Here is a 23,565-nt window from a genome sequence, read left to right on the forward strand (position 1 = left end):
ACCTCCCCCTGCACGCAGGGGGAGGAGCTAATGAACACTCACTTCTTGCCCCGCTCCAGCATCGCCTTCAGATCCGCAAACGGATTGCCGGTAGCCGGCGGCGCATCCTCGACTTCCATCACTCCACCGCGCACATGGTCGATATGCCGCGAGTGTTCGTTGTCGTGGCAATACACGCACAACAATTCCCAATTGCTGCCATCTGGCGGGTTGAAATCGTGATCGTGGTTGCGATGGTGCACGGTCAGTTCCTGCAGGTTCGCGCGGGTGAACTCGCGTGCGCAGCGGCCGCAGATCCACGGATACATCTTCAGCGCGCGCTCGCGATAGCCCAGTTCGCGCTGCTCGGCGTTGCGCCGGGCCTCGGCCACGATGCGGTCGAGCTTGGCGTTGTCGATGGGCGGTTTGATCGGCATGGTCGGACCCGGTTCGTGCAGTGCTGGATGGGGCGGACGATAGCGCAATCGGCCGGTACACGGCAGGCATCTGCCGAACCCGTCACAGCCATACGGCGGCGTTCTCGCGTTTTCCTGCGGGACGGTATACTGAGCCGCTTCTGTGCCATGAAATGCAACGAATGAACCCAAACTTCCTCGATTTCGAACAACCGATCGCCGAACTGGACGCGAAGATCGAAGAACTCCGCCATGCCAGCAGCGGCCAGGCGTTCAATATCGACGAGGAAGTCGGCCGCCTGCGCGAAAAGCTGAAGATCAAGACCGCCGACATCTTCCGCAGCCTCAACTCCTGGCAGACCACCCAGCTGTCGCGCCATCCGGCGCGGCCGTACACGCTCGACTACATCGGCGTGATCTGCGAGGAATTCCACGAACTGGCCGGTGACCGCATGTATGCCGAAGACGCCGCCATCGTCGGTGGCCTCGGCCGCATCAACGGCCGGCCGGTGGTGATCATCGGCCACCAGAAAGGCCGCAATACCAAGGACAAGGTGCGCCGCAACTTCGGCATGCCGCGCCCCGAGGGTTACCGCAAGGCGCTGCGCCTGATGAAGATGGCCGAACGCTTCGGCCTGCCACTACTGACCCTGATCGACACCCCGGGAGCCTACCCCGGCGTCGGTGCCGAGGAACGTGGCCAGAGCGAGGCGATCGCCCGCAACTTGATGGAAATGGCCGAACTGAAGGTGCCGATCGTGTGCACCGTGATCGGCGAAGGCGGCTCCGGCGGCGCACTGGCGATCGGCGTCGGCGACCGCACCTTGATGCTGCAGTACTCGACCTATTCAGTGATCTCGCCGGAAGGCTGCGCCTCGATCCTGTGGAAGAGCCCGGATAAGGTGAAGGATGCCGCCGAAGCGCTCGGCATGACCGCGCCGCGCCTGCTGGAACTGGGCCTGATCGACAAGCTGGTGCGTGAACCACTCGGCGGCGCCCACCGCAACCCGCGTTCGATGGCCATACGCCTGAAAGCCGTGCTGCTGAACCAGCTCGACGAACTGGAAGCGATGCCGCTGCCCGATTTGCTGGAGCAGCGTTACAAGCGCCTGCGCAGCTACGGCGCGTATCAGGGGTAACACCCCGCTCGCACGGATCGATCGGCCGCGTGATGGACAAGGTCAAACGCCGGTTGCCGCACGAGCGTCCCGTGCCAAGTTCGGCCGATCTCTTAGATCCCGACAACGCAAGGAGCGCACATGCACCGTCTATCGTTTGCCACTCTGCTTATCTGGCTGTCCTCGGCGCTCGTCATGGCACCGGCACTGGCAGGACAAACGCCGATCAGGTCGAAAGCGGAGCTGACCCGCTATCTGCAACACATTCCACTGAACAGTTCGCCCCTGGATCGCCTGTCACCAGGCGGTCGAAAACGGTTCCTTGACCAACTCGACTTCGGACAGCAAGGACTCCGCGGCCTCGCTCTGGATGATCTGGATAGCGAACTGACGCATCCGCAGATCATGCAGTTGCTCGCCCTGTTCGGCGAGGAAAAATCGGCGCCGGAGGGACTTACATCAGCGGTACAAGCCCGTCGCCAACGCGAACGCGCACTGGACGCCGCCGCCCAAGGATGCGCCGTGGAAAGCTGCCCGGAAAGCGACATGGAGCGGCGCTATGACGAACTGATCCTGCAGAAGAGCGGCACTTCCATGCCGGATGCGGAGCGCTTCGCTCTTGCTGGTCAGCGCTACGACCACTTGTTCGGCAATTACCAGACACCTGATCGCCTGCGCTCACTCAGCTATACCGACCTGAGATTACTCAAGCGCGCCGTTGAAAATGCAGTGTTTTACATACCCAGTCCGACGCATATCGCCCAGTTGCAGATGGATCTGACCGAGATGCAGCGACGGGACATGGTGGAAGACAAGGACTATGCACGGCTGCATCAGGCACTGATCGCGAACCGCGATTTTGACACCGCAAACGCGCTCGTACGCAGCCATCCCGGCATGGGCGTCGACACCGTACCAGCCTTCCACAAGCCAGCATCACTGCCACGGGAACAACCCACGGCGCTGACCGTGAACGCGCGGGACGACACGATGTCGCGCCAAGCCTTCGACTTGTCCGCGCCATTGCGCATCGTGGTGGTTGCCTCCTGCCACTTCTCGCAGGATGCTGCGCGCGCAATCGAGGCGGACGCGCAGTTGCGACCCATCTTCGCTAGCGATGCGATCTGGCTCGCCAGCCAGAACGAATACTTCAGTTCTGTTGCCGACTGGAATCGTGAGTTTCCGGATCAGCCGATCCACATCGCCTGGCAGAACAGCGAATGGTCGATGCTCGACAGCTGGGCGATGCCCACGTTCTACGTGTTCCGCCACGGTCGCCTGGTAAAGAAGTTCAGCGGCTGGTTCGACGTCAAGACGCTGAAGCATTCCCTGCGCGAAGCGGGCGTCCTTCACTGAGGTTACGACATCCCGGCAGCAGCCTGTCCAGCCGCGCTACCATCGTTGTCACAAACACTTGCGGGGAGTCACCATGGCCCACGACACCACCAAGCTCGCCGTATTGATCGACGCCGACAACGCACGGCCGGCGATCGTCGAAGGTCTGCTGGCCGAGATCGCCAAGTACGGCACGGCGCACGTCAAGCGCATCTACGGCGACTGGACCAAGCCCGATCTCAACGGCTGGAAGGAAGTGCTGCTGCGTCATTCGATCCAGCCGATCCAGCAATTTCGTTACACCGTGGGCAAGAACGCCACCGATTCGGCGATGATCATCGACGCGATGGACCTGCTCTATGCCGAGCGCTTCGACGGTTTCTGCATCGTCTCCAGCGACAGCGACTTCACCCGACTCGCCTCGCGCATCCGCGAGTCCGGGCGCATCGTCTACGGTTTCGGCGAGAAGAAGACGCCCGAGCCGTTTCGTACCGCCTGCGACAAGTTCATCTATACCGAAGTGCTGGCCGGCATCACCGAGACCGAAGCCGCCGCCGCACCGAAACCGCGTTCGCCGAAGGAACTTCGCGGCGACACCCGTCTGGTGAATCTGCTGCGCAATGCCATCGAAGCCACCTCGGACGACGATACCGGATGGGCGCAACTTGCCCGCATCGGCCAGATCATCAGCAAGCAGTCGCCCGACTTCGACTCGCGCAACTACGGTTACGCCAAGCTCAGCGGACTGATCAAGGGCATTGGCCTGTTCGATACCGAGGAACGCCAGATCGGCAATGGCAAGCATCTCTACGTGCGACCCCGCACTGCCAAGAAGTGAGCAATCCGCTGCACCAGCATTTGAGCGACGCACTGGCGGCCACGCCATCTGGGCCGCTGTGCGTAGCGTTCAGCGGCGGCCCGGATTCCACCGCATTGCTTCACGCGCTGACGCAATTGCCCGAGGCACGCACACGCGGCCTGCGCGCCTTGCATGTCGACCATGGCCTGCATGCCGACAGCGCTGCGTGGGCCGAACACTGCGAGAGCTTCTGCGCCACGCTGGCGTTGCCATGCGAAGTGCTGCGCGTGCAGGTCGACAGCAGCAAGGGCGAAGGCCTGGAAGCCGCCGCACGGCGCGCGCGCTACGACGCTCTCGCCACGCAACTGTGCGACGGCGAGTGGCTGCTGCTCGGTCATCACCGCGATGATCAAGCCGAGACCGTGTTGCTGAAGCTGCTGCGCGGCGCCGGGCCGGAAGGGCTGGGCGGCATGCGTGCGCTGCGCCCGTTCGGGCGCGGCCAGCTGTGGCGGCCTTTGCTGACGCTGTCGCGACGGCAATTGCGTAACTACGTCGAAGCGCACCAGCTGGATTGCATCGACGACCCCTCCAACAGCGACACCCGCTTGGCTCGCAATCAGCTGCGCCAAGAAATCCTGCCTAGACTGATGCAGCACTGGCCGCAGGCGGTGGATTCGATCCTGCACAGCGCCGCACTCAGCCGCGCCGCTGCGGATGCGCTGCGGGTGCAATGGCTGGCCGCGTTCGACGCGCTGCATGATCCGGCCAACGCCAGCCTGCACGCTGCTGGCTGGCTCGCGCTCAACCCCGCGCTGCGCGAGCCGCTACTCGACCACTGGCTGCATGCCCGCAGACTGCCGGCACCCACTACCGCGCAACGATGGCAGATCGAACGCCAGTGCGGCGCACGCGCCGGCCAGTTGCCGTGCATCCGCTGGGCCGGCGCTGAATTGCATATCTGGAAGGGTCGGCTGTGGGCGCTGCCGCCCGAGGTGGTCGTCGACATCAACTGGACATCGTCCTGGCACGGCGAGCCATTGGTGTTACCCGGCGGTGGCCAGTTGTCGCTGACCGATCCCAGCGCTCGCCTCACCGAGCCGCTGAACATGCGCCTGCGCCGCGGCGGCGAGCGCATCAAGCCCGCCGGCGATGCACATACCCGCGAACTACGCGACCTGTTCCAGCAGGGGCTGGTGCCGCCGTGGCAACGCGCGACCTGTCCGCTGCTGTATGCCGGCGACGAACTGGTCGCAGTGGCCGATCGCTGGGTCAGCGCACGCGGCGCGGCGATTTTCGAGCAGGCCGGTGCACGGCCACAGTGGCAGCCGGCGCGCTGATCTGCTTCGACAGGCGGTACGAAGGAGCGCTCCCTCTCCTCAATCCTTTCCCGCCAGCGGGAGAGGAGGCGAACGTGCCGGACGAGTTCGCAACTTCGTATATGACTATGACGTCAGCGTTTCCTTGATAGATCAGCTTTCTGGATTGATTCCGGACGGCCGCTGCGTTAGCGTTGCGGGCCATGGCCAAGACCGCACCCGCATCAGCAAAAACCCCGCCCGCCGTCGACTTCGAGCATTCCCTGGATGAGCTGGAGCAGCTGGTCGCGAAGATGGAAGGCGGCGAGTTGAGCCTGGACGAATCGTTGGCCTCGTTCGAGCGCGGCATCGGCCTGTTCCGCCACTGCCAGCAGTCGCTGCAACAAGCCGAACTGCGCGTGCGCCTGCTGCTTGATCCCGATGCCCCTGAAAGCGCCGAACCGTTTGAACCCGAACTCTGAGCTTGGTCCTGAACTGCAGTCGCTGATCGTCCGTGCCGAACAGGCACTGAGCCACAGCCTGCCACCGGCCGAACAATCCCCTGCCGACCTCCATCGCGCGATGCGCTACGCCGTGCTTGGCGGCGGCAAGCGGCTGCGTCCGCTACTGGTATACGCCGCCGCACATGCGCTCGGCGAAGACGGCCCGCAGCTCGATGCAGCGGCCTGCGCGGTGGAGCTGATCCACGCCTATTCGCTGGTGCACGACGACCTGCCCGCGATGGACGACGACGCGTTGCGTCGTGGCCGCCCGACCTGCCACATCGTGTTCGGTGAGGCGATGGCGATCCTCGCTGGCGACGCGTTGCAGGCACTGGCGTTCGAGCTGCTGGCCGATGACCCCAGGATCGACGCGAACACCGGCATGGCGATGCTGCGTGCCCTCGGCCGCGCCTGCGGCGCTGAAGGCATGGCTGGCGGCCAGGCACTCGACCTCGCCGCGGTCGGCCACCCGCTGACGCTCATCGAGCTGGAACACATGCACGCTTGCAAGACCGGCGCGCTGATCCGTGCCTCGGTGCAACTCGGCGCGCTGATCGCCAGCGCCGATGCCGATACGCTGAACGCGCTGGATCGCTACGCCCATGCCGTCGGCCTGGCGTTCCAGGTGCGCGACGACATCCTCGATGTGGAAGGCGAATCGGCGGTGATCGGCAAGACCGCCGGCAAAGACGCCGCCGCCGACAAACCCACCTTTCCCTCGATCATCGGCCTCGACGCATCGCGCGCGCGGTTGGCCGAGCTGACCGACGACGCGCTCGCCGCGATCACGCCGCTGGGTGAACGCGGCGAACTACTGCGCGAGCTGGCGAACTACGCCGCACACCGCCGATATTGAGCGAGGCGGATCGGATTCGGTGCAACGAAAAGGGCGGCTTGCGCCGCCCTCATTTCATTGCGCAGAACGCAAGGCTCAGTTGACCAGTCGCAGCGCGAACGGGTAGCGGTAGGTGGTGCCCTCGTTGGCCTTGATCGTGCCGAGGATCACGAATACCAGCCAGAGGATCACCAGCACCGGCAACAACAGCATTCCGATCAGGACGAAGAACAGTATCCAGCACACGACGGCGGCAATGGCCACGGTAATGTTGAAATTCAGCGCCTCTTTGCCCTGGTCGTTGACGAACGGCATGGTGTCTTTCTTGATCAGCCAGATCACCAGCGGGCCGATGATGCTGCCGAACGGAATCACCAAACCGGCCAGCGCCGACAGATGCGCGAACATCGCCCACTGACGCTCTTCGGCGGATGGACCCACGGTTACCGGTTCGCTCGGCGGAGGCGGAATGACAGACTCGGGTGGAACGCTCATGCGTGTCTCCTTGAAGTCAGAACTTGCGTCGACAGCTGGTCTATGGACAGCTGGCCGGCCGCGCCGGTTGCGTGGATGCTAGCAAGCCTTGACAGCTTTGCCGAGTGAACTTGCGACCTATGAAAACCCTGCGGCTGGCTACTCGCCCGCCACCGTCATCCGCTCCAGCAGGATCGAGCCGCTGAGGATGTGCGAACGCGGGTCGACATCGGTGCCCACGGCGACGATGCCGGCGAACATTTCGCGCAGGTTCGCCGCGATGGTGATCCCTTCCACCGGATACGCGATCTGCCCGTGCTCGACCCAGAAACCGGACGCGCCACGCGAATAGTCGCCGGTGATGGTGGACACGCCCTGACCCATCACCTCGGTGACCAGCAGGCCGGTGCCCATGCGCCGCAGCAGACCGGCGAAGTCATCCCGCGCGTGATCCGCACTGCCCGGATCGACGATCAGATTGTGGATGCCGCCGGCATTGCCGGTCGATTCCAGCCCGAGCTTGCGTGCCGAATAGCTGCCCAGCACGTAGCGCGCCAGCACGCCGCTTTCGATCAGCGCGCTGTCGCGGGTTGCCACGCCTTCGGCGTCGAAGCTGCTGGAACCCTGGCCACGCATCAGCTGCGGCCGCTCGTTGATGTTGAGCCACGACGGCATCACCGACTTGCCGACGTGATCGAGCAGGAAGCTGGCCTGGCGATACAGCGCGCCACCGCTGACCGCACCGAGCAGATGCCCGATCAGCCCGCGCGCCAGCTCCGGCACGAACAGCACCGGGCACTCCCGCGTCGACAGGCTGCGCGCGCCCATGCGCGCCAGCGTGCGTTCGGCGGCCTTGTCGCCGAGCGCCTTCGCGCTCATGAAATCGCCGGCCGCACGCACGCTGTCGTACCAGTAATCGCGCTGCATGCCGTCTTCGTCGCCGGCGATCAGCGCCAGCGACAGCGAATGCCGCGTGCCGCGCTCGCGTCCGACAAAGCCGTGCGAGTTCGCATACACCGACACGCCCTGCCCGGCCTGCACGCTGGCGCCGTCGGAATTGCTGATGCCGGCATGCGCACGGCCGGCGTCCTCGATCTCGATGCCCAGCTCGATCGCACGCGTGGTGTCGATATCCCACGGATGCCACAGGTCGAGATCGGGAAATGCCGTGGCCATGCGCGCGGCATCGGCCAGGCCGGCGGCCGGATCGGCCTCGGTGAAGCGCGCGATCGCGCAGGCCTGGTCCAGCGTGGCCTGGATCGAATCCGGATGCAGGTCGGCGGTGCTCGCCGAACCCTTGCGCTGGCCGAAGTACACGGTAAGGCCGAAGCCGCGGTCGCGCGTGTGCTCGACCGTCTCCACCTCGCCCAGCCGCACGTTCACGCTCAGCCCGGTGTCGATGCTGGCGGCCACCTCGGCCTGGCTGGCACCGGCGGCGCGGGCGCGGCGGATCACGTCCTCGGCCAGTTCGGCCAGCCGGTCAAGTTCGTGCAGGCTGCGGTCCTGGCTGATGGCAACTTCGCTCACGTGGGGCTTTCCTGGGGGTTAGACGGGTAGAATAAGCGGTTCGCGACCGCTGGACCTCCGAAATGGGGTCACGGCGGCGAAATGAAAAGAGCTGCGGAGAACGCCCATGCAACCCACCGCCGGCATCTATCGTCACTACAAGGGTCAGCGCTACCGCGTGCTGGGCACCGCGCATCACAGCGAAACGCTGGAACCGCTGGTGGTCTATCAGGCGCTCTACGGCGAACATGGGCTGTGGGTGCGTCCGGCCGCGATGTTCTGCGAAACCATCGAGCTGGATGGCGAACCGATCGCCCGCTTCGCGCTGGAGCAAGCCGAAGCCACCAGTGACGACAACACGCACAGCTGACCACCCAGCACCAGATCCATGCACCACAACTGGAATTGAAACCCGTGAGCCCGAGCCGCAGCCGCAACCAACACGAACTCGACGAAGAGGATTACGGCCCCAGCCGCACCCAGCAGCGCCGCGAGGCACTCGCCGTGCTGGTCCTGGCGCAGCAACTGGTCGATCTGCAGCCGAGCCGACTGGCCAAGCTGTCGCTGCCCGACGACGTGCGCCACGAGATCGACGTCACCCGCCGCATGACCGCCCACGGCGCGAAGAAGCGCCAACTCGCCTTCCTCGCCAAGGTCATGCGCCGCTACGGTGACGATGACTTCGCGGCGGTGCGCGCCGAACTCGGCGAGAACCGCGAGAAGCAGCGCCAGGAAAACGCCGCGATGCATCGCCTCGAAGCGATGCGCGATCGCTTGATCGCCGAGGACGAGGGCGCGCTGTCGGAATTGATCGCCGAGCATCCGCAGGTTGATCGTCAGCATCTGCGGTCGCTGGTGCGGCAGGCGCGGATCGAGAAGGAAGTCCCGAACAAGCCGCCAAGGGCGTATCGGGAGATTTTTCAGTTGTTGAAGGATCTGGCGAAGCCGGATGATTCGGCCGAAGGCTGAGTGATTCGCGGCACCTTGCGCGACGCGCGCTTGTAGGCAATCCCCCCACAGTCGTCATTCCGTTGAAGGCCGCATCGCTCAGTCGTTATTCCTGCGAAAGCAGGAATCGCATCTGCTCTTCTGCGCACTCTGGCATTCAGAGCCGAAGAGCTTTCGTCTGCCTGCGGCAGCCGAGTTACTTTCTCTTTGCGTGGCCAAAGAGAAAGGCCACCCCGCTTGGCGCTTGCCGCCCATCCCTGGGCGGCAAGTCCGTGAGCCGGAGCCGGGCTTTTCGACAGGACTCCTGTCCTGGCGAAAAGGAGTCGCCATCCATGTCGACTCCCCTGCGGGCCTGTCGTCCCCGCCTCACCGCCGCACAGGGGCCCCGGTAGAGCAGCGGGCCATCGTGGCCCGCACTCTTTGGAAGAGCCGGAGCAAAGCAGAGCTAGAGCAAAAGGCCAGAGCTGCGGCTGAAGGATCTTGGTCTGAAATTCTGCCCGCTGGAGATGTATAACTCGATCTAGATCGATTTCTTAATAGTTGACCCTCAACACAGGCAATTCCATGGCCCGCGCAAAAGCACCTGAACGAAAGACTGCATCTCTTACAGTTGAGCAGATGCAATCTGCCGTTAAGAAGATCGAACGACGCATTGCCGATCTAGAAGAATTTGACGTCGGTTCAATCCGCGAGCGTTGGGATCCGGTCGTGGAAGCTCTTAAGAAAAGAGTGAATAGCACCCTTCAAGAAGTTCTCGGGCATGACACGATCGAGTACGACGAATACTCGATTAACTCTCTGGATACCCTGCCGCTGATTATGGGCGGCGGCCCCGACCCCATCCAAAAGGTTCATGCTGGATATCGAATAGGCATTGAACGAGAGCAGTTGAAGCTAAAAACTCTCCGCGACATTCTTCAAGAACGCATCGACGATTCGCAAGGATCTTCAGCTCAACAAGCCGCACCCACCAAGGCTCGTGAAAGTACACGCCAGGTTTTTGTGGTACACGGTCATGACAACGGCTTAAAAGAGACGGTCGCTAGATATCTCTCGAAGTTGGATCTCAAACCAGTTGTTCTCCATGAGCAGCCAAACCAAGGCAAGACAATTATTGAAAAGTTTGAAAAGCACGCCGATGTAGATTTTGCGGTTGTGCTTTTCACGCCTGACGATGTTGGCTATCCAGTCAACTATCCGGAACAGTCCAGGCCAAGGGCTCGCCAAAACGTTGTTCTTGAGCTTGGTTTCTTCATGGGCGCACTGGGACGTCACCGAGTTTGTGTTTTGCACCCCGGAGATATTGAGCTTCCCTCTGATTATTCCGGGGTGCTTTACCTTCCTCTAGATGCCGGTGGCGCATGGCGGTTCCTGCTCGCCAAAGAGATGAAAGCGAGTGGCATGCAAATCGACCTTAACCTAGCCGGCTAATAGATGACTAGCAGTTAATCTAGATCTAAACCGCTTCACAGTGCGACTTAATTTGGGTATTGACTTGTAATAACAGCTCATCTCACTCAGGACCAAAGAGTCATCTACGCCGTAGGGGCCATTATCCTCTGCTGTCACGAGATCGAGCGTCATTTAAAATTCATAGTCCCGTTCGCAAACGCTGACGCCCCTGATCTAAGCTCAATTCTCGTTCGGCGAAATAAGCTCTCACGGAAATCACTTGGTGAAGTTGCTGGGCAGTTTGTGGAGTCAGCGTCCGGCGACATACAAACCATTCGCGCGCATATCAAAGAAATCGTTCATCAGAGCAATGATCTCGTACACCATTTTGGAGATATATACGGCAAACACCTCGCGGCTGGTAAGCACGATGAAGTACTCGCAACTCTCAGCCTTCAACACCAACAAACGGCAAACTTCCTGCGCGCTCTTCAGGAAATTGTAATTTCGCTTGCAGAAACGATGCGCGATACAACGTTTCGAGACACTGAGCAGTACGACGATCTGGCCGCGATATGCGAGAGTGCGCGCGCAGCACTTGTAAGCTAACAATTCGTTCAAGGCGGACGGCTATGCCACCGCTTAATTCAGCAGTTAGACGTCAGGGGACGTAAGTTATGAGCGCGCAAGACAAGTATGAAGCGGATTTCGGGGCGGATCTGGACTCAGTGATCATGGAGGCGTCCAAAGACACGCTCGACTTCTCGTACCTTCGCACTTTGCTGCGCAAGCCAAGCGAAGCAAACGCGATTGAGATCGGCCTTGAGCATGACATCTCTGCGGAAGTGACAGCGCTTTGTTACATGTTCGCTCAAGCTCACATGGCCGAAAAATGGCTTGGCACGCTCCAAGTCATCTTTTCACGCGAAAAAGACGTCATGCCTACCTTAATAACTCCGTCAAGCAATTCTCCATATTTCGCCTTAACGCTCTTTTGGGGGGGAGGGCTGGTCCTTTAGTTAAAGCATTTGACGACAGATTTTGGCGAATGCCGTCCAACCCAAAATTTTTTAGTCTCACGCTGGGCGATGAGTGATGGAAAAACAAATTCCTCCCCAGCTTTGCGCTTTTCCTAAGGCTTCACCGCCGCTTAATTCAGGCATCAAGGGTCCGGCTTCTTGGCTCTTCCGCTCTCGCAACCGCGCAGCGGTTGCGTACCGAGTGCGGGCCAGGATGGCACGCTGCTCCCGAGGCCCCTGTGCGGCAGTGAGGCGGGGATGACAAGCTGCGAAGCGGGAGTCGACAAGGATGTCGACTCCTTTTCGCTAGGACAGGAGTCCTGTCGAAAAGCCCGGCACCGGCTCACGGACTTGCCGCCCAAGGATGGGCGGCAAGCGCCAAGCGGGGTGGCCTTCTCTTTTGGTTACTTTTCTCTTGGCCACGCAAGAGAAAAGTGACTCGGCTGTCGCAGGCAGACGAAAGCTCTTCGACTCTGATGCCAATGCGCAGAAAAGCAGAAGCGATTCCTGCCTTCGCAGGAATGATGAGCGTGAGGGTCTGAAGCGAGGCCGAAGCTTACGAGGCGGTGCCACCCACCGTCATCGAATCAATCTTCAACGTCGGCTGCCCCACGCCAACGGGCAAACTCTACCCATCCTTGCCGCATACGCCCACACCCTCATCCAGCGCGATCACGCTTCGATCGTGCCGGACACTGGAATGGGATCGGGTTGATTGTCTTGCGGCAAAAGATCATAAATAGATGAGTTCTCCCCCTTCTGCCCTGCGCGGTCTCCGCTGCCCCGAGCGCTGCCCTCATTTCAACCAGGAGTGAGTTATGCCTTACGCCTATACGGTTGTGTGGTGCGACAACGCCGCCGCTCGTGATGTGCTTCTAGCAACCAAGCGATTTACCGCCAGCCGTTTCAACGGCGCAGCGGTGGCGCCGCCCGTGCTCCTGCACGGTGCCGGCCAGGCGTGTTTTCCCGGTGGGCGGATCAATCCGGGCGAAACGCCGCAGGTCGCCGCCGACCGGGAGTTTCTGGAGGAGACCGGAATCGACCTGACGTTGCCGCTGACTGTGGCGACTTACCACATCACGCATACCCATTTGATCAACCGCCCGCAGTTCTCCACGCTCTATGTGAAGCTTGCTGCTCTCGCGGACCTGAATCAGTTGGCGGCCGATATCAATCTGAACATTGGCGCCAACACGCCCGCGGACCAGGAGCATGCACAGGTCCAGGTGATGGCGGAAGCCAACGTCGCAGCCGCGCTGGGGCCCAGCCCTCTGATTCCCCCGGCGGGCTGGTACGGACCGCCACGGATGGCGCAGCTGGCAGGGATATTCCGGGTTCATCAGGCGGGTGCCTGGCACCAGATCGCCGCCGGCTTTGTCGCACCAGGACTGCGCGCGATGGTGACCAATGAGCTGAATGCACCATTCAACTGGCACGGACTCAGCATCGGCGATCTGCATCTGGCTGCGGCGGCGGCCCCGGTGGTCGCGGTAGTTCTGGGCGGTGGCCCGGTGGTGATGGTGCCGCCGGTCCTGCCACCGCCCGTGGTTGGCGGACCTGTACCGGTGGCGCACGGCTGGAACCTGGGAATCGCCAGGCGGAATCTGGTGCTGATGACCGCGATCCTCGCCTTGGGTCTCTCGGCAGCAGTCGCCATGTACCGAAATCTCTACCCGGACCAAGAGTAATAGCTCTGCTATTTCCGGCGGATCGCCAGTCATCGATCCGCCACCGGAGTCGATGAAATTTTCATGGGCGCCCAGTCTTTTTTTCACCGACGCTTGGCGAAGCGGATGGGTAAGATCATCCGCGAGGCACGCAAACACAGTTGCCCGGCGCAGGGTGCCGGCGGCTGCGCCGGATGCCGAGGTGGTGTCAGGAGGCGGTGCCACCCACCGTCATCGAATCAATCTTCAGCGTCGGCTGCCCCACGCCCACCGGCACACTCTGCCCATCCTTGCCGCACACGCCCACGCCCTCATCCAGTGCCAGATCATTGCCAATCATCGACACCCGATTGAGCACATCCGGACCCGAGCCAATCAACGTAGCCCCCTTCACCGGCCGCGTGATCTTGCCGTCCTCGATCAGATACGCCTCACTGGCCGAGAAGGTGAACTTGCCGTTAGTGATGTCGACCTGGCCACCGCCGAAATTCGGCGCATACAAACCCTTCTTGACCGAGCGGATGATCTCGGCCGGATCATGCGAACCGGCCAGCATGTAGGTGTTAGTCATGCGCGGCATCGGCAGGCTGGTGAACGACTCGCGGCGGCCATTGCCGGTCGGTGCCATGCCCATCAGCCGCGCGTTGAGCTTGTCCTGCATATAGCCTTTTAGAATGCCATCCTCGATCAGGGTGGTGCATTCGGTCGACGTGCCTTCGTCGTCGATGCTGAGCGAACCGCGACGGCCCTGCAGCGTGCCATCGTCGACGATGGTGACGCCCTTGGCGGCGACGCGCTGGCCGATGCGGCCGGAGAACGCGGAGCTGCCCTTGCGGTTGAAGTCGCCTTCGAGGCCGTGGCCGATCGCCTCGTGCAGCAGCACGCCGGGCCAGCCGGGGCCGAGCACGACGGTCATGTTGCCGGCGGGTGCATCGACCGCATCCAGATTCACCAGCGCCTGACGCACGGCTTCGTCGGCGAACGCGAGCGCGCGGCCGTTTTCGACCAGCTCGCGATAACCGTAACGACCACCGCCGCCGGAGTTGCCCTGCTCGCGCCGGCCGTTCTGCTCGGCGATTACCTGCACGCTTAGCCGCACCAGCGGGCGCACATCCGCGGCAAGCGTGCCGTCGGAGGCAGCGATCAAGATCGTGTCGATGGTGGCAGCCAGACTCACGATCACCTGCTTCACGCGCGGGTCGCGCGAGCGCGCATACGCATCGACCTCGCGCAGCAGCGCGATCTTGTCGGGGTTCGGCAGGCTCTCGATCGGGTCGATCGCCGGATACAGCTGACGCGCGCCGTTCAAGGCCAGTGGCTTGCCGGCGCCCTTGCCGTCGTGCGCGATCGCACGCGCCGCCCTAGACGCTTCCAGCAGCTGCGGCAACACGATCTCGTCGGAATAGGCGAAGCCGGTCTTCTCGCCGCTGATCGCGCGCACGCCGACACCCTGCTCGATCGAATGGCTGCCGTCCTTGACGATCCCTTCTTCCAGCAGCCACGACTCGCTGCGCGAATGCTGGAAATACAGGTCGGCGGCGTCGATCGACGGGCCCATCAGCTGGGTGAATACACGGTCGAGGTCGCCGGTGGCGATGCCGCCGGGGGACAACAACTTGCTTTCGGCTAGCGCGATCAGGGAATCCATGGGGCTTTAGTTCGTCTGCTGTCGATCAGGAACTATCCCACATGGGGTTGCCGCCGGCCGCTTTAAAGCCTCGACGCGGGCGCTGGGCTACCATGCACGGCAATGCCAGCCGGCGCCTGACGTGAAGGATCAGCATGAGCGAACACTCCAAACGCGAGGCCGCCCGCGAAGCCCTGAGCCACGCCGTGAAAGCGCCCGTCGCGGAAACCCGCACACTGCTGAACGACGCCGGCGAGATGAAGCCGGGCCAAGGCTGGATCACCAGCACGATTGCGCTGTCACTGGGCTTCCTGTGCCTGCTGGCGGTGCTGGCGTTCCACTTTCCGCAATACCTGACCACGCCGGATCTGCGCCACAAGTATTCGGTCGACGTGATCCGCCAGCTGCTGCTGGTCGGGCTGCTGGTGGCCGGCGGCATCTCGCTGGGCAATCTCATCCTGAACCGTCAGCGCAACCTCAACGTCGTGGCATTCCTGCTGGTTTTCGCGGCGGTCGCGCTGGGCGGCTCGCGTGTGCCGGTGGGCGAATTCCCCGACCACACGCCGTACCTTGGGCTGGACTGGTTCATCCTTGACCTGCTCGGCTCCACGCTGATCTTCGTGGTGATCGAGAAACTTTTCCCGCTGTACAAGGGCCAGGCGATCTTCCGCAAGGAATGGCAGACCGACCTGAAGCACTTCGCGGTGAATCATTTCATCGTGGGCCTTGCACTGTTGACGGTGAACTTCCTGCTGCACCATCTGTTCGGCTGGCTGGTCAGCAGCAACTTCCAGCAGACCGTGCGCGACATTCCGTTCCTGCCGCAACTGCTGCTGTGCGTGCTGGTAGCGGACCTGGCGCAGTACTGGACGCATCGCGCGTATCACGAGGTGCCGTTCCTGTGGCGCTTCCACTCGGTGCATCACAGCGTGAAGACGATGGACTGGTTGGCCGGTTCGCGCCAGCACATGCTGGAGCTGATCTTCACCCGCGTGTGCGTGCTGGCGCCGCTGTACATCCTCGGCTTCAGCGAGGCGGCGATGAACGGTTACATCCTGATCGTGGGTTTCCAGGCGGTGTTCAACCACGCCAACGTGCATCTGCCGTGGGGACCGCTGAAATACGTGCTGGTGACGCCGGACTTCCATCACTGGCATCACGCTTCCGACGACGAGGCGATCGACAAGAACTACGCCGCGCACTACGCGTTTCTCGATTACCTGTTCGGCACCGCGGTGAAATCGAAGAACAAGTTTCCGGAGCGCTACGGCGTGGTCGGCGATTACATGCCGGATGGCTTCGTGAAGCAGCAGCTGTTTCCGTTCCGCGGCAACAAGGCGCCGGACGAACCGCCAGCGTAATCACACAGGTTACGGATGAATCAAGCTGGCTGGCGCAGGTGGTCTCACACTGCCTGCCGCCGCCGGCAACAGACCCGCCGGCGGCAAAGCCACGCTACCGGCAGCGGCCGGCAAGCCGGCGGCTTGATTGAGCAGGGGCGCCGTGGCGCCATGCTTCTCGATCAGGGTCATCACCGGCTTGTCCCAGGTGCCGGTGATCTTGTAACGCGCACTGGCCGCCTGATTCAGACCCTTGCCGAGCAGACCCTGCACGGCGAAGCCGGCCGCCGCACCGATCGGGCCGCCGACCACCGCACCGACCAGCGGCAGGCTGTTGCCGACATGCGGCACCACCCGCATCTCCTGGTCGTAGTCCTTGGCGCGCAGACCGGTGCGACCGGTGATGCTGATATTCGCCGACGAACCGGCGATCACCAGGTTGTCGGTGGTGGCGTTGCCGTTGGACAGATGGAAGTCGCCGGCAATCGAATCGAACCCCAGCCCCTTGCCGAACACATCGCCGAAATCCAGGGTGAGCCGGCGCGGCAGTTCGGCCAGCGAGACCAGTCCGAGCAGGCGCCCCACGCCCGGCGATGTCGCTTCGGGAATGCGGCCATTGCTGACGTTGATGCCGAGGGTGCCGTCCATCGTGGCCAGTGACAGTGCGCTGGGAGCGCCGGGCCAGCTGGCGTCGAGCTGGTCGTGCGTCTTGCCGCCATTGACGAGTCCGTCAAAACCGAACGCCCCCATCATCGCGCCAAGATCCTCGGCCGAGAAATTGATGCGCATGTGGGTGTGGCTGTTGCTGGCGCTGCCGTTCCAGTCGCCGCTGGCATTGATCTGCACGCGGCTGGACAGCGCGCGCAACTGTTCGATATGCAGTCCGGTCGCGGTCGGCCAAGTCTCTAATCGCGCTTCGCCGAGTTTCGCATCGCCCAGACGCAGGTCGCCGATCCACAGATGGAACGGCGGCAGCGCAGCCGGGTTGATGCCGGTGTTGGCAGGATCGGGCGTCGGCACCACGACGGCATTCGCCCCGGCAGCCGGCGGCGGGGTCGTATCTTTCGGCCAGTACAGGCGCTGCAATCGCGCGGTGACACCGCGCTTGTTCAGCTCCTGGGTCGGCACGCTGAAGTTGCCCGCCATCGCGGCGCCATCCACGTCCACGCTGAGCAGATCGGGTTGCGGCGTGGCACGCAGTTTCAGCGGCCCCATCGGGCGGCCGAACCAGCCAGCCTGATCGGTGCTGACGTCGATGCTTTCCAGTCCCGGGCCATCGCCACCACTGCCGGCTACCGTCTGCCGCACCCAGCCGGTGATGTCCAGTTGGCTGGCGCGGCCACGGATGCGCAGATCGCGGGCCGGCAGCTGCTGCGGCATCTGGTTGCCGAACGCCAGGGTGCCTGCCAGTGGGCGCTGCGCGCCGTCGGACAGGCGCAGGTGTCCACGCATCACATCGCCCAGCCCCAGCTGCAGATCGCTGCCGCTGACCGGCAGGCTCATCGTCAGGTGCAGTGGCAGGCTTGCCGCCGCCGGCTTGTCCAGCGGCGACGGCAGCGCCAGCGCGATCCCGCTCAGTGGCGAATCGATGCTGAGGGTTTGCGCCAGCGCATCGCTGCCCGGCACATGCGCGATGGTGAAGCCGATAGCGAAATCGCTGCGGCCATCGGCCAGCTGACCCAGCCACTTCAGCGATGGATAGTCCTGCACCAGTTCGGTCATCTGGTAGCTGCCCTGCAATTGCGCCGACAGCACGGTGGCCGGGTCGCTGTTGGCTGCCGCGATCGCCAGAGTCAGTTTCGACGGCTGACCGCGAAAGCCGGCATCCAGCGGGCCGGCCTGCATTCCATGCAGGTCGAAGCGAAGCGGGCCGTTGAGCTTGTCCAGCTTGAGGTTCCAGTCCGGCGCGCTGAGATCGGCGTCCTTCAATTGCGCACTGCCGTCCAGTTGGGCGTCCTCGGCCTTCTGCAGCGGCAGGGCCAGATGAAACTGGAACGTGCCGCTGCCGCCCAGATTCAGCTTGGCCAAGGTATCGGCCTCACGCATGGCGATCGGGCTCTTGCGCGCAAACTCCATCAGGCTAGCGCCGCTGCCGTTGCCCTGCACACTGAGATCGAGCAGGCCCTCGGCGAAATCCGGGATCAGCGCTACCGCCTTGTCCGCCTTCACGCCGAGCGAGTGGCCGGCACTGGCTTCGACCAGCATGCCGTTGTTGACGAAGCTGGCCACTGCACTGACACCCTCGGCGCGCGGCCACTCCTTGCCATAGTCGAGGATCAGGTTGCTGATCGCCACACGCGCCTCGAACCGCCCTTCGTTGTGGCGGAATGGCCAGTCGCCGAGATCGCCGCGCACCAGCACCTGCGCCTGGTCGAGACGGCCCGACACCAGCCCCCGATCCAGCCAAGCGATGGTGCCCGGCGACATCGAGCCGAGCGGCCAGAACAGTTTGGCCGCTGGCACGTCGGCGTGATCGAGGGTGGCGTAGAGGTCCATGAACGGATGGCCTTGCGCCGGCAAGGTCACTTCGCCGCGAGCCTGCCCGGCATAGCCGACACCGACGAAATCCAGCGTATCGACGCCGATATGCCAGTCGCCGTCCTGCGGCCAGAACGCCAGCGTGCCGGCCAGTTGCGACAGCACGAAGGGCTGCCGGAACTCGTGCGGAAATTGCAGCGTGGTGGCCTGTGCCGGCAGCTCCAGCGACAACGCTTCGGCATCGCCACGGACCTCACCATGCAGACTGCTCACACCCGGCAATTTGCCGACCGCGTCGATGCCCAGATCGTTGAAGGTCACCGCGACGGCCTGCAACCCGTCGGCGTGATTCCAGTGCAGCGCGACGCGATCGAGCTCGCCACGCGGGTGGCCGCTGCCCAGCCACTGTGCCAGCGTCGGCGCCAGATCCGGCTTCAGCGCCAGCCATGGCAGCAGCGGCGCCAGTTGCAGCTCGTGAGCGGCCACGCCCACGCTGGCCTGCTCAGTGCCAGGCTGATGCAGGCTGAGCGCCAGCGCACTACTGTCGTCACCAGCCCAGCGCACGTCGTAACCATCAGCGGTCTGGCGTATGCCGGCCAGTCCGTGCAGGGCCGCCACGCTGGCGGTGCCGCCGCCGGGGGCGGTCACCGTCAGCGTATCCAGGTCGAAGCGGATCAGGCTGCTGGTCAGCGTGCCCTTGCGCCAGTCGAGCCATGCACTCAACTTGCCATGACCCTGTTCGGCCGTATAGCCGTCCATATCGATGCCGTCCAGCAACGGCTTCAGTTCGGCACCATCGACACCGACCCACACCTGACCCGCGCGACCGTCCACACGGAAGCGGCCGGCTGTGCGCACGGCGGCATTCACGCCATCGCGCCGCAGCACGCCGCCGAAGCGGATCTGGTCGCCCTGATGATTCAGGTGCAGTTGGCTCGACAGCAAGGTGTACTGCTTGTGCAGCGTGGCGTCGGTGACCACCACGCGCAGATCCTCCAGCCACAGACCCACCGAAATCCGGCCCAGCGACACCGGCTGCCGGTTACCGCCGCCAGCGACGCCGATGCCGTTGACGTGCCAACCGCCAACATCGTGCAGCAGATCCAGCTGCAGGCCGCGCACATGCAGGTTGAGGATGTGCCGCGACGGCAGCAGCCAGCCGCCGAAGTCGAGCTTCAGTTCGGACTCCGGCAGTTGCAACGCGGCACCGCCCTCGCCAGCCGCCGCGCCGATAGTCACACCGTGCATCACGAACAGCGGGCCGGACGGCGCCCAGCGTCCTTCCATCGAGGCAAAGCTGACCGGCCGCTGCAGCCGCTGGCTGAGCTGGGCAGCCACCCACGCCGGATGCCGCGCCAGCAGCGGCAGCAGCAACTGGGTCAGCGCCACCACCACGGCAAACACGATCACCGTCACGCCGGCGGTCCAGCCCAGCGCGCGGGCGCCACCGTGCAGCCGTCGCCGCCACAACGCGTTCACGCGCGGCGACTCCGGCCAGCTCTATGGCAGCGGGAATTGCAGCCGACGGATTTACAGCAAGACGACATCAAACTGTTCCTGCGAATAATGCTCTTCAGCCTGAAATCGTATGCTTTTGGAGATGAACTCTTCCAATTCGGCGACGGCGCTGGATTCTTCCTCCAGGATGCGGTTGACCACGGCCGGGTTTGCCATCACCAGCAACTTCTCCGCGTTGAACTGGCGCACCGCGCGAGTGATCTCGCGGAAGATCTCGTAGGTCACCGTTTCGGCCGTCTTCAGCACGCCACGGCCGTTGCAGGTCGCACACGGCTCGCACAGCTGGCGCGCCAGGCTTTCGGTGGTGCGCTTGCGGGTCATCTCGACCAGGCCCAGTGCCGACATCGGGTAGACCGTGGTCTTGGCGTGGTCGCGCGCCAGACCCTTGCCGAGCATGCGCAACACCTGGCGCTTGTGCTCCTCATCGTTCATGTCGATGAAGTCGATGATGATGATGCCGCCCAGGTTGCGCAGCCGCAGCTGGCGCGCAGCCGCTTGCGCCGCCTCCAGGTTGGTGCGGTAGACAGTCTCTTCCAGATTGCGCGAGCCGAGATAGGCGCCGGTGTTGACGTCGATCGTGGTCATCGCTTCGGTCTGGTCGACGATCAGGTAGCCACCGGATTTCAGCGGCACCTCTTTCTTCAGCGCACGCTGCATCTCGTCCTCGACCCCGTACAGGTCGAAGATCGGCCGCTCGCCGTCGTAGTGCTCGATGCGGTCGTCCAGGCTCGGCATGAACTTGTGCACGAACTTGACCACCTTCTCGTAGGTCGCATGCGAATCGATGCGCACCTTCTCGATGTCGTCGTTGAGCATGTCGCGCAGACTGCGCAACGGCAGCGACAACTCCTCGTAGACGCGCTCGCCAACTTTCGCCTTGGCGATGTTCTCCTGCACCACTCGCCACACCTTGGTGAGGTAGGCCACGTCGAACGCCAGCGACTCGGCGCTCTGTCCTTCGGCATTGGTGCGCACGATGTAGCCAAGCGGGGTCTCGCCGATCAGTGGAGCCAGCACGTCCTTCAGCCGCTGGCGCTCGGTCTCGTCCTCGATCCGCGCGGAGATACCCAGCGTGCGCGCATACGGCAACAGCACCAGGTAGCGCGAGGGAATCGACAGGTGCGCCGACAGCCGCGCGCCCTTGGTGCTGATCGGGTCCTTGACCACCTGCACCACGATCTCCTGGCCTTCGTGCACCAGCTCGCTGATCGAAGGGATGTGACCGTTGCCATTCGACTCCACGCCGTCGACGGACACCGGCTGCGGCGGGCGCACGATGTCCGAGGCGTGCAGGAACGCCGCGCGCTCCAGCCCGATCTCGACGAACACCGCCTGCATGCCGGGCATCACCCGCTGCACCCGGCCCTTGTACACATTGCCGACATAGCCGCGCTTGGAGGCCCGTTCGACGTGAACCTCCTGCAACATGCCGTTCTCGACCACCCCGACCCGTGTCTCGCGTGGGGTCACGTTGATCAGTATTTCTTCACTCACCGCATACTCCCCCGAACAAGTCATCTTTATAGCGGCTGCAGCCACAAGCTGTCGATGAACGATGACGGCGAATCAGCATTCCCGTGCCTGATGCCGCAAAATGAACTGTCGGCACGAATGATGTGCCGCCGGCGTTGGCGCCGACAGCCGAGTTGACGTGGTTCAACCGAAACCCGGGAGTTCAGAAATCATGACCACACCGATACTGCTGGCCTGGAGCGGCGGCAAGGACTGCCTGCTGGCGCTGCAGCGTCTGCTTGCCGATCCGCAGTGGCAGGTGGTCGGCCTGCTCACCACGGTCAACCGCAATTACCAGCGCGTGGCGATGCACGGTGTGCAGCGCGAGGTGCTGCTGGCGCAGGCGGCTGCTCTCGGTCAACCGCTGCTCGAAGTGATGCTCGATTGGCCCGGCAGCAACGAAGCCTACGAGCAGGCCCATGCGCAGGGGCTGGTCGAGGCGCGCATGCGCTGGCCCGGCATCCGCCACTGCGCCTTCGGCGACCTGTTCCTGGAGGACGTGCGCGACTACCGCGTGCGCCAGCTCGGTCGCGAGAACTGGCGCGCGGTATTTCCGTTATGGGGCGAAGACACCGCCACGCTGTCGCGACGCTTCGTCAGCGAAGGCCATCGCGCCATGCTGTGCTGCGTGGATACCCAGCAGCTCGACGCCGACTATTGCGGCCACGCCTACGATGCCGCCCTGCTCGACACCTTGCCGGCCGGCGTTGATCCCTGCGGCGAGCGCGGTGAATTCCACACACTGAGTTACGCCGGCCCGCTGTTCCGCCAGCCGCTCAAGCTGCGCCGCGGCGAATCGGTACTGCGCGACGGGCGCTTCCAGTTCACCGATTTCCTGTTGGACGAAGATGCCGCGAAAAGCTGACAGCCACATCCTGCCCGACGTGCTGCAACCCGGCCTCGCACTGGTGTTCTGCGGCACCGCCGCCGGCAAACGCTCGGCCGCCGAGCGCGCCTACTACGCGCACCCCGGCAACCTGTTCTGGCGTGCGCTGTTCGAAGCTGGACTGACGCCGCGCCAGCTGGCGCCGTCGGAATTTCCGCAGCTGCCCGAATACGGTATCGGCCTCACCGATCTGGCCAAGCGTCATAGCGGCAACGACAACGAGCTGCCGCATGATGCGTTCGATGTGCCTGCACTGATCGCCAAGATCGAACGCCATCAGCCGCGGTTGCTCGCATTCACCAGCAAAAATGCAGCGCGCGCCGTGCTCGGGCATGCCACCAGTTATGGCCTGCAGGATGAAAACATCGGCAACACGCGACTGTTCGTACTGCCGTCGCCTTCGGGACAGGCGCGCGGGCATTGGGATCTGACGCATTGGCAGATGTTGGCTAACTACGTCAGGAAGCCTTAGATATGGTGCATCACCGCAAACGTTGACATGACTTCGTCAATTCAATGTGCGGGAGGATGCCAGAGCAACATCTTTTGTTGGTTGTATTTTTTTGCGTACTGCAGAGCAGTCATATTCAATTGATGCTCGCTCGCTTCACATGGCATCTCTGTGCCTTCAACAATTTTTAGGCCATACCCCGATGTATCGGGATTGCCAACTAAGCCAGGAACCTGCAAGCCAATACCACTCTCAAGACCCAGAAGTCGATGATCTCCGTTGTTGTTATCACGGTGCGCATCATTTTCCGCATCTTGCAACTTCAGAGCGTTCATTGATTTGACGTCGCTCAACAATTTGCAGTTCGCCGCTTCATTCTTTTTAGAACATGCTGCAGTCACGGCAAGTAAAGACACCGCACAAACGAAGATCCCATGTTTCATAAGTAGCCCTCCGTGACTGTAACT

The 23,565-nt window shown here is 63.1% G+C and carries 22 protein-coding genes; 14 read left to right on the forward strand and 8 right to left on the reverse strand.

Annotated features, from left to right (window positions below):
• Positions 1-38: 38 nt before the first annotated feature.
• Positions 39-416, reverse strand: coding sequence for a YajD family HNH nuclease (locus tag IE071_RS09220; protein ID WP_189440782.1), 378 nt, complete (start codon positions 414-416; stop codon positions 39-41).
• 161 nt (positions 417-577) lie between these two features.
• On the opposite strand from IE071_RS09220, the gene IE071_RS09225 reads away from it, so the two are divergent.
• The 6 genes from IE071_RS09225 (at position 578) to IE071_RS09250 (ending at position 6,301) form a co-directional block, all read left to right on the forward strand.
• Positions 578-1,534 (forward strand): acetyl-CoA carboxylase carboxyltransferase subunit alpha, encoded by a 957-nt coding sequence (locus IE071_RS09225; protein WP_189440783.1) that lies wholly within the window; start codon positions 578-580, stop codon positions 1,532-1,534.
• A 120-nt stretch (positions 1,535-1,654) separates the two neighbouring features.
• On the forward strand, positions 1,655-2,869 hold the full coding sequence (locus IE071_RS09230; protein WP_189440784.1) for a hypothetical protein: 1,215 nt from the start codon (positions 1,655-1,657) through the stop codon (positions 2,867-2,869).
• Positions 2,870-2,942: 73 nt separating this feature from the next.
• Positions 2,943-3,686, forward strand: coding sequence for an NYN domain-containing protein (locus IE071_RS09235; protein WP_189440785.1), 744 nt, complete (start codon positions 2,943-2,945; stop codon positions 3,684-3,686).
• The gene (gene tilS / locus IE071_RS09240; protein WP_189440786.1) at positions 3,683-4,984 is read left to right on the forward strand and encodes a tRNA lysidine(34) synthetase TilS; all 1,302 of its coding nucleotides are present in this window, start codon (positions 3,683-3,685) and stop codon (positions 4,982-4,984) included. The genes IE071_RS09235 and tilS overlap by 4 nt, the downstream gene beginning before the upstream one ends.
• A 182-nt stretch (positions 4,985-5,166) precedes the next feature.
• The gene (locus IE071_RS09245; RefSeq protein WP_189440787.1) at positions 5,167-5,424 is read left to right on the forward strand and encodes an exodeoxyribonuclease VII small subunit; all 258 of its coding nucleotides are present in this window, start codon (positions 5,167-5,169) and stop codon (positions 5,422-5,424) included.
• Positions 5,408-6,301, forward strand: coding sequence for a polyprenyl synthetase family protein (locus IE071_RS09250; RefSeq protein WP_189440788.1), 894 nt, complete (start codon positions 5,408-5,410; stop codon positions 6,299-6,301). The genes IE071_RS09245 and IE071_RS09250 overlap by 17 nt, the downstream gene beginning before the upstream one ends.
• Before the next feature lie 75 nt (positions 6,302-6,376).
• Here the strand turns inward: IE071_RS09250 and IE071_RS09255 are convergent, their stop codons facing one another.
• Complete coding sequence (locus tag IE071_RS09255) at positions 6,377-6,775, reverse strand: DUF4870 domain-containing protein (RefSeq protein ID WP_189440789.1); 399 nt, start codon at positions 6,773-6,775, stop codon at positions 6,377-6,379.
• 138 nt (positions 6,776-6,913) lie between these two features.
• Positions 6,914-8,281 carry a metalloprotease PmbA gene (gene pmbA / locus IE071_RS09260; RefSeq protein WP_189440790.1) on the reverse strand — a complete coding sequence of 456 codons (1,368 nt, stop codon included), beginning with the start codon at positions 8,279-8,281 and terminating at the stop codon, positions 6,914-6,916.
• Positions 8,282-8,387: 106 nt separating this feature from the next.
• Here pmbA and IE071_RS09265 point away from each other — a divergent pair, with 106 nt between their 5' ends.
• The 3 genes from IE071_RS09265 to IE071_RS09275 all read left to right on the forward strand — a co-directional run bounded on the left by IE071_RS09265 (position 8,388) and on the right by IE071_RS09275 (position 10,639).
• Positions 8,388-8,630 carry a DUF1653 domain-containing protein gene (locus IE071_RS09265; RefSeq protein WP_189440791.1) on the forward strand — a complete coding sequence of 81 codons (243 nt, stop codon included), beginning with the start codon at positions 8,388-8,390 and terminating at the stop codon, positions 8,628-8,630.
• A 44-nt stretch (positions 8,631-8,674) separates the two neighbouring features.
• Positions 8,675-9,229 (forward strand): ribosome biogenesis factor YjgA, encoded by a 555-nt coding sequence (gene yjgA / locus IE071_RS09270; RefSeq protein ID WP_189440792.1) that lies wholly within the window; start codon positions 8,675-8,677, stop codon positions 9,227-9,229.
• A 543-nt stretch (positions 9,230-9,772) separates the two neighbouring features.
• Positions 9,773-10,639, forward strand: coding sequence for a TIR domain-containing protein (locus tag IE071_RS09275; protein ID WP_189440793.1), 867 nt, complete (start codon positions 9,773-9,775; stop codon positions 10,637-10,639).
• A gap of 270 nt (positions 10,640-10,909) precedes the next feature.
• Here IE071_RS09275 and IE071_RS09280 read toward each other — a convergent pair whose 3' ends face one another.
• Positions 10,910-11,221 carry a hypothetical protein gene (locus IE071_RS09280; RefSeq protein ID WP_189440794.1) on the reverse strand — a complete coding sequence of 104 codons (312 nt, stop codon included), beginning with the start codon at positions 11,219-11,221 and terminating at the stop codon, positions 10,910-10,912.
• A gap of 56 nt (positions 11,222-11,277) precedes the next feature.
• Here IE071_RS09280 and IE071_RS09285 point away from each other — a divergent pair, with 56 nt between their 5' ends.
• Positions 11,278-11,619 (forward strand): hypothetical protein, encoded by a 342-nt coding sequence (locus tag IE071_RS09285; RefSeq protein WP_189440795.1) that lies wholly within the window; start codon positions 11,278-11,280, stop codon positions 11,617-11,619.
• Between the two features lie 818 nt (positions 11,620-12,437).
• Positions 12,438-13,307, forward strand: a complete 870-nt coding sequence (locus tag IE071_RS09290) for an NUDIX hydrolase (RefSeq protein ID WP_189440796.1) — start codon at positions 12,438-12,440, stop codon at positions 13,305-13,307.
• Between the two features lie 187 nt (positions 13,308-13,494).
• On the opposite strand, the gene tldD is transcribed toward IE071_RS09290, so the two are convergent.
• A complete protein-coding gene (gene tldD, locus IE071_RS09295) occupies positions 13,495-14,934 on the reverse strand; it encodes a metalloprotease TldD (RefSeq protein WP_189440797.1) in 1,440 nt (479 codons plus the stop codon).
• A 134-nt stretch (positions 14,935-15,068) separates the two neighbouring features.
• On the opposite strand from tldD, the gene IE071_RS09300 reads away from it, so the two are divergent.
• Positions 15,069-16,274, forward strand: a complete 1,206-nt coding sequence (locus IE071_RS09300; RefSeq protein ID WP_189440798.1) for a sterol desaturase family protein — start codon at positions 15,069-15,071, stop codon at positions 16,272-16,274.
• Between the two features lie 9 nt (positions 16,275-16,283).
• On the opposite strand, the gene IE071_RS09305 is transcribed toward IE071_RS09300, so the two are convergent.
• Both IE071_RS09305 and rng read right to left on the reverse strand, forming a co-directional pair.
• Positions 16,284-20,210: a YhdP family protein gene (locus IE071_RS09305; protein ID WP_189440799.1), complete on the reverse strand. Its 3,927-nt coding sequence runs from the start codon at positions 20,208-20,210 to the stop codon at positions 16,284-16,286.
• A gap of 51 nt (positions 20,211-20,261) precedes the next feature.
• Complete coding sequence (gene rng / locus IE071_RS09310) at positions 20,262-21,743, reverse strand: ribonuclease G (protein ID WP_189440800.1); 1,482 nt, start codon at positions 21,741-21,743, stop codon at positions 20,262-20,264.
• 190 nt (positions 21,744-21,933) lie between these two features.
• Here rng and IE071_RS09315 point away from each other — a divergent pair, with 190 nt between their 5' ends.
• Together IE071_RS09315 and IE071_RS09320 are read left to right on the forward strand one after the other, a co-directional pair.
• Complete coding sequence (locus IE071_RS09315; protein WP_189440801.1) at positions 21,934-22,626, forward strand: Dph6-related ATP pyrophosphatase; 693 nt, start codon at positions 21,934-21,936, stop codon at positions 22,624-22,626.
• Positions 22,610-23,119 (forward strand): mismatch-specific DNA-glycosylase, encoded by a 510-nt coding sequence (locus IE071_RS09320; protein WP_189440802.1) that lies wholly within the window; start codon positions 22,610-22,612, stop codon positions 23,117-23,119. The genes IE071_RS09315 and IE071_RS09320 overlap by 17 nt, the downstream gene beginning before the upstream one ends.
• 41 nt (positions 23,120-23,160) lie before the next feature.
• Here IE071_RS09320 and IE071_RS09325 read toward each other — a convergent pair whose 3' ends face one another.
• Complete coding sequence (locus IE071_RS09325) at positions 23,161-23,541, reverse strand: hypothetical protein (RefSeq protein WP_189440803.1); 381 nt, start codon at positions 23,539-23,541, stop codon at positions 23,161-23,163.
• Positions 23,542-23,565 lie beyond the last annotated feature (24 nt).

Origin of the sequence: Rhodanobacter panaciterrae, from assembly GCF_014651895.1 — a bacterium.
Classification (GTDB): Bacteria; Pseudomonadota; Gammaproteobacteria; order Xanthomonadales; family Rhodanobacteraceae; genus Rhodanobacter; species Rhodanobacter panaciterrae.